The sequence below is a fragment of the Jutongia sp. genome (assembly GCF_057878315.1).
The window spans coordinates 33,022-48,471 of sequence record NZ_DBLXSO010000013.1; the positions used below are offsets into that span (position 1 = coordinate 33,022).

Consider the following 15,450-nt stretch of genomic DNA (forward strand, 5'->3'; position numbering starts at 1 on the left):
CCTGATCTTTGATGGATACAATATAATGATATTGGTAAAAGGATATCGGATTGGAATGAAAGAAGAGAATCAATATAAGGATGCTGTCTTTGAGGGCAATTTCGAGGGATACGACGTCTATGTCTCTTATGCCACAGACGGACTCGATATGGAGGAAGCCTATGCGTTGTATCAGGAGGCATGCAACAGCATTTTGTATCGCAGTCTTGCACAGATGGCACAGGAGGGGAAAGAATGATCCGGTGCGCCTTATACCTGCGCCTGTCCAGAGAGGATGGCGAAGGAGAGAGTAACAGCATTCAGAGCCAGCGCATGCTGTTATTACAGTATATGAAAGAGCAGGAACAGATGGAGTGTGTCGGTGAGTGGATCGATGACGGTATCAGCGGCAGCCACTACGAGCGTCCCGGCTTTCAGGCAATGATGGGCGCTGCACAGAGAAGAGAATTTGACTGTATCCTGTGCAAGGACTTGTCGCGTCTTGGAAGAGAATATATTCAGACAGGCTATTTGCTGCGGGAGATCCTGCCACGGCTGGGGATCCGCCTGATCGCCGTGGCAGATCATTATGACAGTGACGATGCCGGTTTTATGGAGGATTCCCTGTTGATGCCGGTCATGAGTCTGATGAATGATGCGTATTGCAGAGATATTTCCAGAAAGGTACGGTGGCAGCAGCGGACAAAACGGATGATGGGGGAATATATCGGTGCATTTGCCTGCTATGGATATCAGAAAAGCAGCGAGGATGCGCATGTGCTCGTCATTGATCCGGAGGCGGCGGAAATTGTCCGCATCATTTATCTGCTGCGGCTTGGCGGTATGGCGGCAGAAAATATTGCCGGTGTCCTGAATATGGGACAGATCAAAAGCCCATATGAATATAAAAAAATGCAGGGAAGTCATTATCACTCCGGGTTTGTTCCGGAAAACAACGGACAGCAGGAAAAACTCTGGACACCGCAGACTGTGCGCCGGATCCTTTCCAATTCTATGTATACAGGTGTAATGATTCAGGGAAAAGATCAGAAGCTCAGCTACAAGCTTCAAAAACGCGTTGCACTTCCGAAGGAGAAGTGGATCTGTGTAGATGGTGTGCTCCCGGTAATCATTCCGAAGTGGGTCTATGAGAGGATCCGTAAGCTTCAGACGAAACGGATCCGTTGTCAGAAAGGGAATGTGTTCTGTACCTCCTTCGCCGGATATGGTCTGAATGCAAAGGAGCAGGAAACGGCACAGAAATGGCTGCAGCAAAAGATGACACAGTTTCCCGGTGGAATTGCCTATCATGAGCCATGGTTGAAACGGTTGTGGGTGGCTTTGCTTGTAGAGGAAATTCATGTGGTTCGGCAGGGGGGAGGGCTGGAGAGGCAAGGAAAGTAAATGCAACCCAGCAGGTGGACATGAAAGAATAATAAGTGCAATCTGACAGATGGAACTAATCGGAAATGAAAGAATAATAAATGTGATCCGACAGACGGAACGGGCTGAGGATAGAATAACAAATAGATCCGGAGTGATAAGAAAGGTGGGGAGAGAATGGAGTATCTGGTTGGAATTTACGCCCGCTTGTCCGTAGAGCATGGCAATGCCAAGGACAACAGCATACAGAATCAGATCCGACTGGCGAAGCAATGGCTGGAAGAGCAGAACGCCAAGCTGGCTCAGAAAAAAATACGGTGCGAAAGCTTGAGTGAAAAACAAAAGGAAGAAGAAATTTGCGTAGCGGATCGTTGCAGACTTCAGGATATTTATGTGGACAGCGGCTGCAGTGGAACCACATTTCGCCGCCCGCAGTTTCAGCGGATGCTTGAAGATGCACAGGAGGGGAAGATCAACTGTATTGTGTGTAAGGATGCTTCCCGGATTGGCAGAGATTATCTGCGAACCGGTGAATATCTTGAGAAAATTTTCCCGCTGATGGGAGTGCGCGTAATCTGTGTCAGCGATGGATACGACAGCGGGCGTGAGATGCCGGGAAGCCTCGCCGGTAACCTGAAAAATCTTATGAACGAATGGTATGCAAAGGATATCGGAAGAAGGGTACGTCTTGTTAAACAACAGCAGAGAGAGCGGGGATGTTATCTGGGGAGCAGAGCGCCTTATGGCTGGCAGATTATTTACTGCGATGGAAGAAGGGGACTTGAAAAGGATCCGGCGGCGTATGAGGTGATCAAGCAGATGGCAGAAAGGCGGCAGCAGGGGATGAGTTATCGGCAGATCGCGGGGTGGCTGGAGCAAAACGGGGTCAATACACCGGAACATTACCGGAGGACCGGTGAGGTGTATCGGTTTGAATATGGTGAGAAACAGCGACAGACCTGGGAGGCATCCGGGGTACGCCGTATTCTTTTATCACACACCAGAGGGGATTACCACACGACTTAATACGATCTCACCCGTTTCGCTGACATCCTTGACCTCACTCTCCGGAATCTTCGGCGGGTAATCGCCGTACAAGGTGTGTGGTGGAATCACATAAAGTACGCTGTTATCATTCGGCGTCTCAAACTGCGGAATCAGGGAAATATTCTGCAGTGCCGTTTGCCCTGACAAGATTTCCGCTCCGGAAATCACCGTCGGTTCAAAGCCGGGAGCGGTAATCTTTAAGTTAAATACAGAATAAGGCTGTGCGGCTTCCGGCTCAAGGCTGTATTCGAGCGGCGGTGCCGGCAGATCAATGGTATCGGTCTGACCATTGGAATCCGTGGAAAGCTCATCAATCACATCCTCCGGTTCATTGCTGTCCGTGATCTGTACCGTGGCTCCCGACACGGCGCGTGAGCTGATCATCGAACTGACATTTACAAGCAGCCTTCCGGTATCCGGGCGGTCCTGCTGCATGGCATATAATTTAGACATACTACTCCTCCATATAAAAAGAATCTACTCTTTATAGTATGGCGAAAAGAAAGAGAGGTGAATGAGGGATTTTGACATATCACGAAGTTCGGGTTAAAATAGCAGAAAAGAAAGCCTGTAATCATTTTGCAGGTTGCGAGAAAGGAAAATTGATACCAATGGAAACAATAAAGATTAAATATTTTACGGACAAGATCGACAAATTGGAGTATATTGATGGAAAGTCTGACTGGATCGATCTGCGCGCGTCGGAGGACGTGATACTGAAGGCGGGAGATTTTGCTCTGATCCCTCTGGGAGTGGCAATGGAGCTTCCGCAAGGATACGAGGCACATATCGTACCGCGCAGCAGCACATACAAGAACTTCGGAGTCATTCAGGCAAATCACTGCGGCATTGTCGATGGCTCTTACTGCGGTGACAATGATATGTGGAGAATGCCAGTGATCGCTATGCGGGACACCGAGATTCATGTAAATGACAGGATCTGTCAGTTCCGTATTATGAAAAATCAGCCTCAGATTCAATTTAACGAGGTGGACAAGCTGAACGGAAAGGACAGAGGAGGCTTTGGAAGTACAGGAAAGCAGTAAAACAATATGTAAATAACTAAGACTTCCCATACCTCAAATTGATGTATGCCCATAATATTTCTCATGTCCGGAAAATAAATTATGAATTTTGCCTGAGAAATCAGTTGATCCGTGAAATATGACTAAAAAATTGACGCAGATCAGTAGGATTTCCGAAAAATCTTTGCTTTGCAATGCTTTGATAAATACGCATCCGCACGACTGAGCCCCCTAGGTGGGCTCAGCTATTTCGGACGGCACGCTCCCGCTACTACTGCACCACGCAGCGGTACATAACGCCCCGGATGTTCGATGGAGTATCTATATCATTTGCAAAATCCGGGGCGTAAGTACCGGCGGGTGCAAGTGCCTTTCGAAACATCTGATTCCCACCTCGGGGCGAGTACGGCAGGATGCGTTGATCGAAGATCAAAGCAGCAAAGCAATTTGATTTTTCGAAATCCGTAAGTGACAAGACAATTTTTTAGTCATAGCTCACGGATTTTTAATATATTGGCAGGCAAAATATGATTTCTAAATAACCGGACATAAGAAATATTATGGGCGAATTACCATCCTTGGTATGGAAAGTCTTAGTAAATAACAAGAGGCGTACCAGCGGATTGATTCGTTGGTACGCCTTTTGCTATGAAAAATAAAACTGCAAATTCGTTACTTCTTGAGATAATTCATTGCATCCGCCTCGGATAGCTGGTAAATTTCACAAAGTTTCGAGCGGATGAAAGAATCATCATAGTCCATAGACTGCAGCATGGCAATTGTATTTTGGATAGCCTGCGTAAGCTTGGACTCGGACTGTTTCAGATTAGTTTCGGTTTCTGCAAGCTTGAATTCTGACTGCTTCAGATTAGTTTCTGCTTCCGCGAGTTTTGTTTCAGACGCGGCAAGCTGTTCCTTCAATTCGCTCTTATCCCGTTCCTGTATGCGGCGGTGTCTTCTTCGCTATATTCATAGAGAGTCACTGCAATCACCTCACTTCGATGCTTTTTGAGAAAATCACCCAGAATACCTTGTGTAATACAGTAATCGACTGCTTCCGATATGGCAACGCGAAGCCGATCCATGTACGGAAGAGGAGTGTCGGATGTTTTGGCTGTAAGGCTGTCAATGCGTTCCCGAACCTTCGTGACAAACTGCATATACTGCTTCAAAATAGAGCAGCTTTCCAACAGCACTTCGTTGTGACCGGGATTGATGTTAAGTACACGAACCGTCAGCTCCAGTTCGGGCTGATCAGTTGGAAACTCATAGGCATCCGACAGCTTCAGTATCATTTCATCTTCCTTCATGGGATCCACCCCGTTGTAGAAGGTAACGAAATGTGGCGTAGGAAGTGGGATGATCGTACTGCTGTAAATATCATTATCCACGGTCAGACCTCTTAACGTATCGGCAATGTAAAGCAGACTACGAAATGCAATGTTCGGACACAAGCTTGCCTGCTGCTCATAAAGATTGATCTCGGAGAACAGGATACAGGACACATCGTTGTGCATGCCCATGTAGATCGCATTCTCCAGAGTGGTAATGGTAAGATCGTCCGGATTGTCATAATCCGTTCCATTGAGCGCGTTATATAAGGACAACAATGCCACTTTGTCTGAAAAAAGCATATGAAACAGCCGATCCTTGTACAGCCGGTTTGCCGGAGGCGTTAAGGACGGCTGCTGCATGATGTGCTTCATCGCCTGCGTCTGCTTCCGGTGTGATTTCTGGGTTTTCTTAGTGTTTCTTTTCATAGATTTTACTCCTTTCGAACAGTTGGTGTCAATGATTAAAAGTGCTGAATCTGCCTGAAACAGGCGCGAGCTGAGAATATAAGATCTCGAACAATTGACAGATAAGAAGTATCTGAAATTGAAAGTGATTATAGCACGGTGAAAGAGCGAAAACTATTGTTAAAATACACAAAATGAAAAGAAAATAATAACGGAAACGTTCAAGAAAACAGCCGGGTGAAATTTATTTTTCGTCAAATCAGAGAAAAAGCTCACACAAATTTGGAAGAATGTTACAAGCGCATTATTGTGCAATTTCCACAATTCTGTAAATACCAGTGGTTCCTAATATTTGCAAGTAAATATTGGGGTCCCACGGTACTTCGCAGGGGAAGCTGCCCATAGCAGTTGTATGTAAACATGCCCTATTGCTTGCGTATACTTCATGCATCCAATAAGAAGTTATCGAAATAATGTTGCAAATTCGAGCAATGTGTGTTATCGTAGTATCGTTAATCTTGATAATCAACATAATATGCATTATGTTAAAAACGAGAGATAGTGACATCTGGAGAAGACTTCAGGTGTGATGATGTGCCGGTGTTCTTTCCTATAAAGAAGGGCACAAGAGGAGGCAGAGATAGTCGTGCGACTATTCGATCAGGAGAAGCTTGGCTCGAGCCATTTGGTTCATTCCAGACATTTGCGGTCATCAGGTGGCGTTGGATCAAGGAAAGCACAGCAATAGGGAGTGGGAATATGTGGTATGTAATTCATACAATGTCCGGGACAGAGCAGAAATGCATGCAGCAGTGTATGCAATATGTAGACGCATCGGACTATGTTGAGATGTTCGTTCCACACTATATTTCAAAAAAACATTTCAAAAAAGAATGGCATGATGTAGAGAAAACATTATTCCCAGGTTACCTGTTTGTGGACACTGACCGGATCGAAGCCGTTATGGAAGGTCTTACAAAAGTGCATCAATACACCCGAGTTCTGAAGGATGCTGATGTGGTATCTCCGATCACAAAGGAAGAACAGGAGTTTCTGTCCAATATGATGGACGAACATCACATCGTGCGATATTCCGAAGGATTTCTCATTGGCGAGAAGGTCTGCATCACGTCCGGTCCGCTCAAGCATTATCAGGGCTGCATCAAGACGGTAGACAGACATCGAAGGATCGCCAAACTCATGATACCCGTCTTTGGCGGCATGACCCCGGTAGAAGTGGGATTCGGTGCCGTGAAGCGAGTCAGTCAGGAAGAATTTCACCAGATGAAACAACAAAATATCCGGAAACATCAAACCGCCGCCCCAAAGGAGCCTGGTCAGGTTAAGGTACTGAAAGGTGCTTTTGAAGAAATGACCGGCAAGCTGCTTTCAGCAGAACCGGAACGGGATGAGTGGACGATCGAACTGGAGCTCTTTGACGTGGCAACGAAGGTAATCTGCCCACGGGAAGAGATTGAGATACTGTAATTTAAGAAGCCAATCGGTGGAGTGACGAGTGTCGCGCTGCATCGGGCGGTGGATAGAAAGAGCGTAAGCGAAGCCGGAATTGCGGGCTGCCGGAGGGCGGTTGGTGAGTGGCGGAGCACGCTCTTTTTGATTGCAATAGAAATGAGAAGTTTGATTGACGGAGGAATATAATGAGCACAGTAAATTTGGAAAACAAAACTATTTTAGTGACCGGTGCGGCTGGTTTTATTGGTTCCAATCTTGTGAAAAGAATCTATCAGGAGACATCTTCGGCGACTGTTATTGGTATTGATAACATGAATACTTATTACGATGTGGCATTGAAAGAGTTTCGTTTGGAAGAATTAACCAAGTATTCTTCATTTATTTTTGTTAAAGGAAATATTGCTGATAAGGCGCTAATCACGGATGTGTTTGAAAAATATAGACCATCGGTGGTTGTGAATCTTGCAGCGCAGGCGGGTGTACGCTACTCGATCACGAATCCGGATGCTTATGTGGAATCAAATCTAGTTGGTTTTTTTAATATCCTAGAAGCTTGTCGGCATAACCCGGTTGAACATCTAGTATATGCCTCATCATCCTCTGTGTATGGTTCCAATAAGAAGGTTCCATACAGTACCAGTGATAAGGTGGATAATCCAGTTTCGCTTTATGCAGCAACAAAGAAATCTAATGAGTTGATGGCACACGCGTATTCGAAACTATATAATATTCCGTCAACTGGTCTTCGATTCTTTACTGTATATGGTCCCGCAGGACGTCCGGATATGGCATATTTTGGTTTTACTAATAAGCTTGTGAAGGGTGAATCCATTAAAATATTCAACTATGGAAATTGTAAGCGTGACTTTACTTATGTGGATGACATTGTTGAGGGTGTTGTCCGAGTTATGAAGAAAGCTCCAGATAAGAAGAATGGTGAAGATGGTTTACCAGTTCCGCCATATGCAGTTTATAACATCGGTAATCAGAATCCGGAAAATCTGTTAGATTTCGTGCAAATTCTTTCTGAAGAACTGGTTCGAGCTAAGGTGTTGCCGGAAGATTATGACTTTGGAGCTCACCAAGAGCTGGTTCCAATGCAGCCGGGTGATGTGCCGGTGACCTACGCAGATACCAGTGCGCTGGAGCGTGACTTTGGATACAAACCGAGTACCGATCTGAGAACCGGTCTACGGAAATTTGCAGAGTGGTACGCTGATTTTTATAAATAAGAGAAATTAGAGGAATAAGACAAAATGAGAGATTTTAAGGATTTGAAGATTGCTGTTGCAGGTACAGGTTATGTTGGTTTGTCCATTGCTACACTTCTTAGTCAGCATCACAAGGTGACTGCTGTAGACATTATTCCGGAGAAAGTGGAACTGATTAACAATAAGAAGTCTCCGATTCAGGACGAATACATAGAAAAGTATCTGGCAGAGAAAGAGCTGGATTTGCTTGCAACTCTGGATGCCAAGGAAGCATACAGTGATGCTGATTTTGTAGTTATCGCTGCACCGACAAATGTCTACTCAACAAACCGTATTGACGTAGCATTGCCAAAAAGAACCTGTTTTGTACACTAATTGAGTTGCTGAAATTGGCTATATTTTACAACTATATGAGCTGTAAATGCTAGATGCTTATACAAAACGCTGAACTTTTGGCCCATGCGGCACAAAATTGGCACATCTTTTTCAGAAGAATCATAGAAATGGCGGAAAACAGGAGAAAACAACAAAAATCCATGAGTTTATCATTAACGTCTGAAACTGCTGTTGAGTACACTATCTGACCCGCTAATGACACCTACATCATAACGGTTTGTTGAGTCATGAAAAATAGAGAAAAACAGATGATTCCTACTTCATAAAACAGCTGTTGAGTAGAGCATGTATGGTGATGATAATTACATGTTTTGAGTGGTTGAAGTGAATGATTTGTTCATAACGAACAATGAATGGTGAGAATTGGACTGGATGATATATACAGTTTTAACAAAACTCATGCGCCGACAGGGTTCGATTCAACAATCCAACACTTAGAAAAACGTCATTGCAGGGTATACGGGGTTCGACCGTACAAATCAACACTTCGGCTATAGAGAAATAGAAACGAGTGTACTCAACGGATGTTTTATGGAGTAGAAAACAAGGGAAATATGATTGCTGGGGTAATTGGATACGACAGTATAAGAAAACACTTAGCCGAGTGTGGTTATCACACAGTGGAAATTAGAGAGAAATACTATCTGTGAAGAGCAGATGTGTACATAGATTAGGAAGTTAACAAAAATGGAGGAATACATATGAGCACAGTTACTTTAGATAATAAAACAATTTTAGTCACAGGTGCGGCCGGTTTCATAGGCTCCAACCTTGTGAAACGAATTTATCAGGAGGCTCCTTCTGCTACGGTCATCGGCATCGACAACATGAATGCTTACTACGACGTGGCACTCAAAGAGTTCCGCCTGAACGAGCTGGCTAAGTATCCCACATTTACTTTTGTCAAAGGCAACATCGCCGACAAGGAGCTGATCACGGAGCTGTTCGAGAAGTACAAGCCGTCTGTGGTCGTCAACCTTGCAGCACAGGCTGGTGTGCGCTACTCCATCACCAACCCGGATGCTTATGTGGAATCTAACTTGGTCGGCTTCTTTAATATCCTCGAAGCCTGCCGTCATTGCGAGAGTCTAGAGCACCTGGTGTATGCTTCTTCTTCCTCCGTCTACGGTTCCAACAAGAAGGTTCCGTACAGCACGGATGACAAGGTAGATAATCCTGTTTCACTGTACGCAGCAACCAAGAAGTCTAATGAGTTGATGGCACACGCCTACTCTAAGCTCTATAACATCCCGTCCACTGGTCTGCGCTTCTTCACCGTGTATGGTCCTGCAGGTCGTCCGGACATGGCCTACTTCGGATTCACCAACAAGCTGGTGAAGGGCGAAACTATCAAAATCTTCAACTATGGCAACTGCAAGCGTGATTTTACTTATGTGGATGACATCGTTGAGGGTGTTGTCCGTGTGATGAAGAAAGCACCTGACAAGAAGAATGGCGAGGATGGTTTGCCGATTCCGCCGTATGCAGTTTACAACATTGGCAATCAGAACCCGGAGAATCTGCTGGACTTCGTGCAGATTCTGAGTGAGGAGCTGGTTCGTGCAAAGGTGCTGCCGGAAGATTATGACTTTGAAGCACACAAGGAACTTGTTCCGATGCAGCCGGGTGATGTGCCTGTGACCTATGCAGATACCAGTGCGTTGGAGCGGGACTTTGGATATAAGCCGAGCACAAGTTTGAGAACTGGTCTGCGTAACTTCGCTGAGTGGTACGCTGAGTTTTATAAATAAGGAAAAATAGAGGGTTAGAATTTATGGAAAATATCTTGGAACTTGATAAGCAGAGATATTCTGGGGGGGGGGTACCACGTTTTTTGCAGTTTTATCGTAAAGCACAAATGAGTAAAAATCCCTTTCTTCATAAAATATACAAGAAATTGTTTGAGATTTCTACCAAGAAAAAGGGAATTGAGTTTTCTGTTGATAATGAAATTGGCTATGGGTTTTATGTTGGACATCCATATGGGATCACAATTAATGCGAAAGCAATAATTGGTAACAATGTTAATATTCACAAGGGAGTTACGATTGGTCAGGAAAATCGTGGAAAAAGAAAAGGAACACCTTGTATTGGAAATAATGTTTGGATTGGAGTAAATGCAACAATTGTTGGTAATGTTGTAATTGGCAATGATGTACTTATAGCTCCAAATACCTATATTAACTGCGATATTCCGGACCATTCTATTGTTTTTGGGAATCCATGCATTGTAAAACATGCGGATGATGCAACGAAGGATTATATAAATCATGCAGTGTAAATTCTATGATAAAGAAAATTAGAGGGTTAAAAAATGAGAGAGTTTAAGGATTTAAAGATTGCTGTGGCTGGCACTGGGGCTGGAGATATAATAGGGTCAACCAAGAAAAACTACGATAACTAAATGGTTTTGACGGCTCGACTCGTTCAACAAAAGTATTTATTTGCTGACAGGCTGCGGAGAAGCTGAAATCCAGAGGTTATAAGTGGGAGGCTTTGGTGCAGCTCTGTTTTGACCCACAAAATGAGCAGCAAGTAAAAAATTAAGGAGAACGAATCGAGCCTACGGTGGATTGCCATTGAGTGATCCGCCGTGGGCTTGTTTGCTGTTTTATCAAATGAAAAATTAGTGAGGGAGAACAGAACTATGAAAAATTATAAAATCGCTGTGGCCGGCACGGGATACGTCGGACTTTCGCTGGGAGTGCTTCTGAGCCAGCATCATCAGGTAGTTGCAGTCGATATTGTGCAGGCTAAGGTCGATATGATCAACAACAAGAAATCTCCGATTCAGGACGAATATATTGAAAAGTATCTGGCAGAAAAAGAGTTGGATTTGACCGCAACTCTGGATGCAAAGGAAGCATACAGTGATGCAGATTTTGTCGTAATTGCTGCACCTACCAACTACGATAGCAAGAAGAACTTTTTTGACACCAGTGCAGTCGAAGCTGTAATCAAGCTGGTTATCGAGTACAATCCGGAAGCTATCATGGTTATCAAGAGCACCATTCCAGTTGGATATACTGCAAATGTTCGTGAAAAGTTCCACTGTGACAATATCATCTTTAGCCCGGAATTCTTAAGAGAAAGCAAAGCTCTGTATGACAACCTTTATCCTTCTCGTATCATCGTCGGTACTGATGTTGACAATGCCCGTCTGGTGAAGGCTGCACACACTTTTGCAGAACTCCTGCAGGAAGGTGCAATTAAGGAGAACATTGACACTCTGTTCATGGGCTTTACTGAGGCAGAGGCAGTTAAGCTGTTCGCCAACACCTACCTGGCACTGCGTGTCAGCTACTTCAACGAACTGGATACCTATGCTGAGATGAAAGGGCTGAACACTCAGCAGATCATCAACGGTGTTTGCCTGGATCCTCGTATTGGTACTCATTATAACAACCCGTCCTTTGGCTACGGTGGATACTGTCTGCCGAAAGACACCAAGCAGCTGCTAGCGAACTACGCCGATGTACCGGAAAACCTGATCGAGGCTATTGTTGAGAGCAACAGAACTCGTAAAGACTTCATTGCCGACCGTGTTTTGGAGATTGCTGGTGCTTATGAAGCAAATGACAGCTGGGATGAGAGCAAGGAGAAAGAAGTTGTTGTAGGCGTTTATCGTCTGACTATGAAGAGTAACAGCGACAACTTCCGTCAGAGTTCCATTCAAGGTGTCATGAAGCGTATCAAGGCAAAAGGCGCAACTGTCATCATCTATGAGCCGACCCTGAAAGACGGGGATACTTTCTTTGGTAGTAAAGTAGTTAATGACCTGGATGAGTTCAAGAAGCAGAGTCAGGCCATCATTGCGAACCGCTATGACAAGTGCTTGGATGATGTGAAAGAGAAAGTCTATACCAGAGATATTTTCCAGAGAGATTAAGCAAGATCAAGGAAAATTAGAGGAGAGAGTCAGATGAAAAATAAAGAAAATATAAAGGTATGCTTGGTGGGTTCATCTGGCGGTCATTTAACCCACCTTTATATGTTAAAGCCATTTTGGAAAAACAAGGATCATTTTTGGGTTACGTTTGATAAGGAGGATGCAAGAAGCCTGCTCGAAGGTGAAAAAATGTATCCTTGTTATTATCCGACAAACCGGAGTCTAAAGGCTCTTATTAAGAATACCAAGATTGCATGGAATGTGTTACATAAGGAAAAGCCAGACTTGATTATTTCCTGCGGTGCAGCAGTTGCGGTCCCGTTTTTTTATATTGGTAAAATGATGGGCGCAAAGTTGGTCTACATCGAGGTTTTTGATCGAATTGATAAACCGACAATGACAGGAAAGATGGTTTACCCCATTGTGGACAAGTTTGTTGTGCAGTGGGAAGAGCAGAAAAAGGTTTATCCAAAGGCGGTTAACCTTGGAAGCATATTCTAAGTAGGGGACGAGAAAATGATTTTTGTGACGGTAGGAACACATGAGCAGCCATTTAATCGGCTGATTCAGAAAATAGATGAATTAAAGAAAGACGGCATTATAAACGAAGATGTAATTATCCAGACTGGTTTTAGTACATACGAGCCGAAATACTGTCAGTGGAGTAAGCTGATTCCATATCAGCAGATGGTGAAAAATGTGGCCGACGCCCGTATTGTAATCACTCACGGTGGCCCGGCAAGTTTTATCATGCCACTACAGATAGGTAAGACTCCTATTGTTGTGCCGCGTCAGCATCAGTTCAATGAGCATGTGAACGACCATCAAGTTGAGTTCGCAAGGAATGTGGCGCAGAGAATGGGAACGATTATTCCGGTGGAGGACATTAATACACTGGGAGATATCATAACGAACTATGATCAGATTGTTGCCGGCATGGGACATGGTATGAGTAGTAATAATGCCAAGTTTAATGAAGGACTTGAGAAACTGGTAAACGAATTGTATTGAGGATGAATGGATGAGAAAAGTTGGAATCATGTCGATGCAGCGTATTGCAAACTACGGATCGTTTTTGCAGGCATATGCATTAAAGCAGCTGATTGAAGAATTGAGCTGCAAAGTAGAGTTTGTAGACTACCATGTAGGCGCACCCGTAATTACGGAAAATGCTGACAGCAAAAACAAGTTTGTCCGTAAGGTCGAAAAAGGTCTGGAAACTTTTCAATATCAGGCTCCATTTGCGCATAAGTTGTCGTTCATTCGTTATAAGCAGACTTTTTCAAAAAAGTATATGCCACTTTTAGGAATTACGGATGAAATGAACTATAACCCGACATTGGATTGCCTTGTGATTGGCAGCGATGAGGTTTTCAACTGCATTCAGAAAAATTCCAATGTGGGTTATTCGCTGGAATTGTTTGGAAAAGATAATCATGCGAAGAGACTTCTCACTTATGCGGCATCTTTTGGTAATACAACATTAGAAAAGCTGGAAAAGTATAAAAAGGCTGATGAAGTTGGAGTATTGTTGAAGAAATTTGATGCGATTTCTGTACGAGATGCGAATTCTGGAGCCATTGTGGAGCAGCTTACAGAAAAAAAGCCGGTTTATAACTTGGACCCGGTTCTGACCTATGATTACATGAACTGCTGCGATAAAATTCCACAGCTGCGGGTTGACGAGAAGTATCTGATTCTGTATGCGTATGCAGGCCGTATTTCCAATGAAGAAGCAGACTGGATTGCTGCTTATGCAAAGAAGAAGAATTTGAAGGTATATGCAATTGGTGGTATCCAAAAATGTGCAGACCGATTCGTAGACTGCTCACCCTTTGAGGTTCTGGCCTATTTCAGAAATGCAGAAGAAGTTATTACCGATACCTTCCACGGCAGCATCTTCTCGGTGATCACACATCGGCCGTTTACAACATTAATTCGCAAGAGTGTAGGTAACAGCTATGGTAATGAAGAAAAGTTGAGTGATTTGCTGGAACGGTTGGATTTGGCAGACAGAATGACAGCGAAAGTTGAAGATGCAGAAAATATCAATGAAGAAACGATTGATTACGCAAAAGTTGATGAGCTGTTGAAAGCACATCGAGAAGTGGCGAAGGAGTATCTGCGAAGTAATTTAGAGGGATAAGATGGAGAACGTAGCAAGGATAAAAGAGAAATGTGTGGGATGCAAAAGCTGTGCGCAAAGCTGCCCGAAACACTGCATCTCTATGGTGGAAAGTAACGAGGGCTTTTGGTATCCGTCCGTTGATGAAAAAAGCTGTATCGAGTGCAAATTGTGCCTAAAAAAATGTCCGGTGGAGAATACAGAATTTCATCGGAACAACCCCCAAAAAGTCTGGGCGTGGCGCAACAAAAATGATACGGACATTATGCGTTCCGCATCCGGTGGCGCGGCAGACAGCGCGGCAAAGACTGTTTTGCAAACGGGTGGTGTGGTCTATGGTGCTGCTTATGATGAACAGCTGGCAGTAAGTCACATTGAAGTAACGACCGATGCTGAAAGAGAAAAACTCCAATCTTCTAAGTATGTTCAGTCCGATCCGAAAGACAGCTATGCAAAGGCCAAACAGCGACTCGTTGAGGGAAAAACGGTGCTTTTTACAGGAACACCCTGCCAAATTGCTGGCTTGTATGCTTTCTTGGGTGGCAATCCTGAAAATTTATATACGGTTGACCTGATTTGTCACGGCGTTCCGTCTCCGAAGTTTTTTAAAAAGTATTTGGAATACCAGAACAAGCAAACGGCAGGTAAAGTGATTTACTTCAATTTCCGCTCCAAAGATAAACGGGGCTGGGGAACACAATATCTGCTAAAGACAAAGACAAAGACAAAGACAAAGACAAAGACACTCTCTCTTGATCGCTATGGAAAACATTTTATGGATGGCGACTGTTACAGAGAGAGCTGTTATCAGTGTGCCTATGCAAATGCGAGCCGAGTGGGAGATTTGACCGTAGGTGATTTCTGGGGAATTGCCAAGAGCCACCCTGATTTTAATTCTCCAAAAGGCGTATCCAGTGTATTTGTCAATACCGAGAAAGGCCAAAAACTCTTTGAAATGATGCGCCCTCTTGCAGAAGTGGAAGAAGCGACACTGGAAGAGGGAATGGTGAAGCAGCATAATTTGGTACAGCCGAGCAACAGGCCTGTGACTAGAGATACTTTCTATAAGAGCATCGATGAACCAGGCTTTATAGGGAATATAAAGGTTGGCTTTCAGCCAAAAGCACGGTTGAAATCTGTGCTGCCGAATAAACTGATTCAAAAAATTAAATCTCTTTGAGAT

At 44.1% G+C, this 15,450-nt stretch carries 17 protein-coding genes; 14 read left to right on the plus strand and 3 right to left on the minus strand.

The window, feature by feature from the left end; genetic code table 11:
- The first annotated feature begins 55 nt into the window (after positions 1-55).
- The 3 genes from ACZLMD_RS04720 (at position 56) to ACZLMD_RS04730 (ending at position 2,388) form a co-directional block, all read left to right on the plus strand.
- On the plus strand, positions 56-238 hold the full coding sequence (locus ACZLMD_RS04720; RefSeq protein WP_482523702.1) for a hypothetical protein: 183 nt from the start codon (positions 56-58) through the stop codon (positions 236-238).
- Entirely contained in the window at positions 235-1,383 is a 1,149-nt protein-coding gene (locus ACZLMD_RS04725) for a recombinase family protein (protein ID WP_482523703.1), read from the plus strand. The genes ACZLMD_RS04720 and ACZLMD_RS04725 overlap by 4 nt, the downstream gene beginning before the upstream one ends.
- A gap of 156 nt (positions 1,384-1,539) precedes the next feature.
- The gene (locus ACZLMD_RS04730; RefSeq protein WP_489495210.1) at positions 1,540-2,388 is read left to right on the plus strand and encodes a recombinase family protein; all 849 of its coding nucleotides are present in this window, start codon (positions 1,540-1,542) and stop codon (positions 2,386-2,388) included.
- Here ACZLMD_RS04730 and ACZLMD_RS04735 read toward each other — a convergent pair.
- Positions 2,356-2,862 (minus strand): carboxypeptidase-like regulatory domain-containing protein, encoded by a 507-nt coding sequence (locus tag ACZLMD_RS04735; protein ID WP_484107418.1) that lies wholly within the window; start codon positions 2,860-2,862, stop codon positions 2,356-2,358. The two genes, ACZLMD_RS04730 and ACZLMD_RS04735, sit on opposite strands and share 33 nt — an antisense overlap.
- Positions 2,863-3,020: 158 nt before the next feature.
- Between ACZLMD_RS04735 and ACZLMD_RS04740 the strand changes: the two genes are divergently transcribed.
- Positions 3,021-3,455 carry a dUTP diphosphatase gene (locus ACZLMD_RS04740; protein WP_484107417.1) on the plus strand — a complete coding sequence of 145 codons (435 nt, stop codon included), beginning with the start codon at positions 3,021-3,023 and terminating at the stop codon, positions 3,453-3,455.
- Between the two features lie 651 nt (positions 3,456-4,106).
- Here ACZLMD_RS04740 and ACZLMD_RS04745 read toward each other — a convergent pair.
- Entirely contained in the window at positions 4,107-4,355 is a 249-nt protein-coding gene (locus tag ACZLMD_RS04745; RefSeq protein ID WP_489495213.1) for a hypothetical protein, read from the minus strand.
- Entirely contained in the window at positions 4,352-5,194 is an 843-nt protein-coding gene (locus ACZLMD_RS04750; RefSeq protein ID WP_489495215.1) for a hypothetical protein, read from the minus strand. Before ACZLMD_RS04750 ends, ACZLMD_RS04745 begins: the two co-directional genes overlap by 4 nt.
- 738 nt (positions 5,195-5,932) lie before the next feature.
- Between ACZLMD_RS04750 and loaP the strand changes: the two genes are divergently transcribed.
- From loaP to ACZLMD_RS04800, 10 genes are all read left to right on the plus strand, one after another.
- Entirely contained in the window at positions 5,933-6,661 is a 729-nt protein-coding gene (loaP, locus tag ACZLMD_RS04755) for an antiterminator LoaP (protein ID WP_484107415.1), read from the plus strand.
- Between the two features lie 170 nt (positions 6,662-6,831).
- The gene (locus ACZLMD_RS04760) at positions 6,832-7,878 is read left to right on the plus strand and encodes an NAD-dependent epimerase/dehydratase family protein (protein WP_022306939.1); all 1,047 of its coding nucleotides are present in this window, start codon (positions 6,832-6,834) and stop codon (positions 7,876-7,878) included.
- Positions 7,879-7,902: 24 nt separating this feature from the next.
- A complete protein-coding gene (locus tag ACZLMD_RS04765; protein WP_489495217.1) occupies positions 7,903-8,232 on the plus strand; it encodes a family 4 glycosyl hydrolase in 330 nt (109 codons plus the stop codon).
- 722 nt (positions 8,233-8,954) lie between these two features.
- Positions 8,955-10,004, plus strand: a complete 1,050-nt coding sequence (locus tag ACZLMD_RS04770) for an NAD-dependent epimerase/dehydratase family protein (RefSeq protein ID WP_024344867.1) — start codon at positions 8,955-8,957, stop codon at positions 10,002-10,004.
- A gap of 23 nt (positions 10,005-10,027) precedes the next feature.
- A complete protein-coding gene (locus ACZLMD_RS04775; RefSeq protein ID WP_177296692.1) occupies positions 10,028-10,534 on the plus strand; it encodes a serine acetyltransferase in 507 nt (168 codons plus the stop codon).
- A 366-nt stretch (positions 10,535-10,900) separates the two neighbouring features.
- Positions 10,901-12,142: a nucleotide sugar dehydrogenase gene (locus ACZLMD_RS04780; RefSeq protein ID WP_227200301.1), complete on the plus strand. Its 1,242-nt coding sequence runs from the start codon at positions 10,901-10,903 to the stop codon at positions 12,140-12,142.
- Positions 12,143-12,175: 33 nt separating this feature from the next.
- Positions 12,176-12,643, plus strand: coding sequence for a PssD/Cps14F family polysaccharide biosynthesis glycosyltransferase (gene pssD, locus ACZLMD_RS04785; protein WP_264466022.1), 468 nt, complete (start codon positions 12,176-12,178; stop codon positions 12,641-12,643).
- Between the two features lie 15 nt (positions 12,644-12,658).
- Positions 12,659-13,153, plus strand: coding sequence for a glycosyltransferase (locus ACZLMD_RS04790; RefSeq protein ID WP_227200303.1), 495 nt, complete (start codon positions 12,659-12,661; stop codon positions 13,151-13,153).
- 10 nt (positions 13,154-13,163) lie between these two features.
- Positions 13,164-14,288, plus strand: coding sequence for a polysaccharide pyruvyl transferase family protein (locus ACZLMD_RS04795; RefSeq protein WP_227200305.1), 1,125 nt, complete (start codon positions 13,164-13,166; stop codon positions 14,286-14,288).
- Between the two features lies 1 nt (position 14,289).
- A complete protein-coding gene (locus ACZLMD_RS04800; protein ID WP_489495219.1) occupies positions 14,290-15,447 on the plus strand; it encodes a Coenzyme F420 hydrogenase/dehydrogenase, beta subunit C-terminal domain in 1,158 nt (385 codons plus the stop codon).
- Positions 15,448-15,450 lie beyond the last annotated feature (3 nt).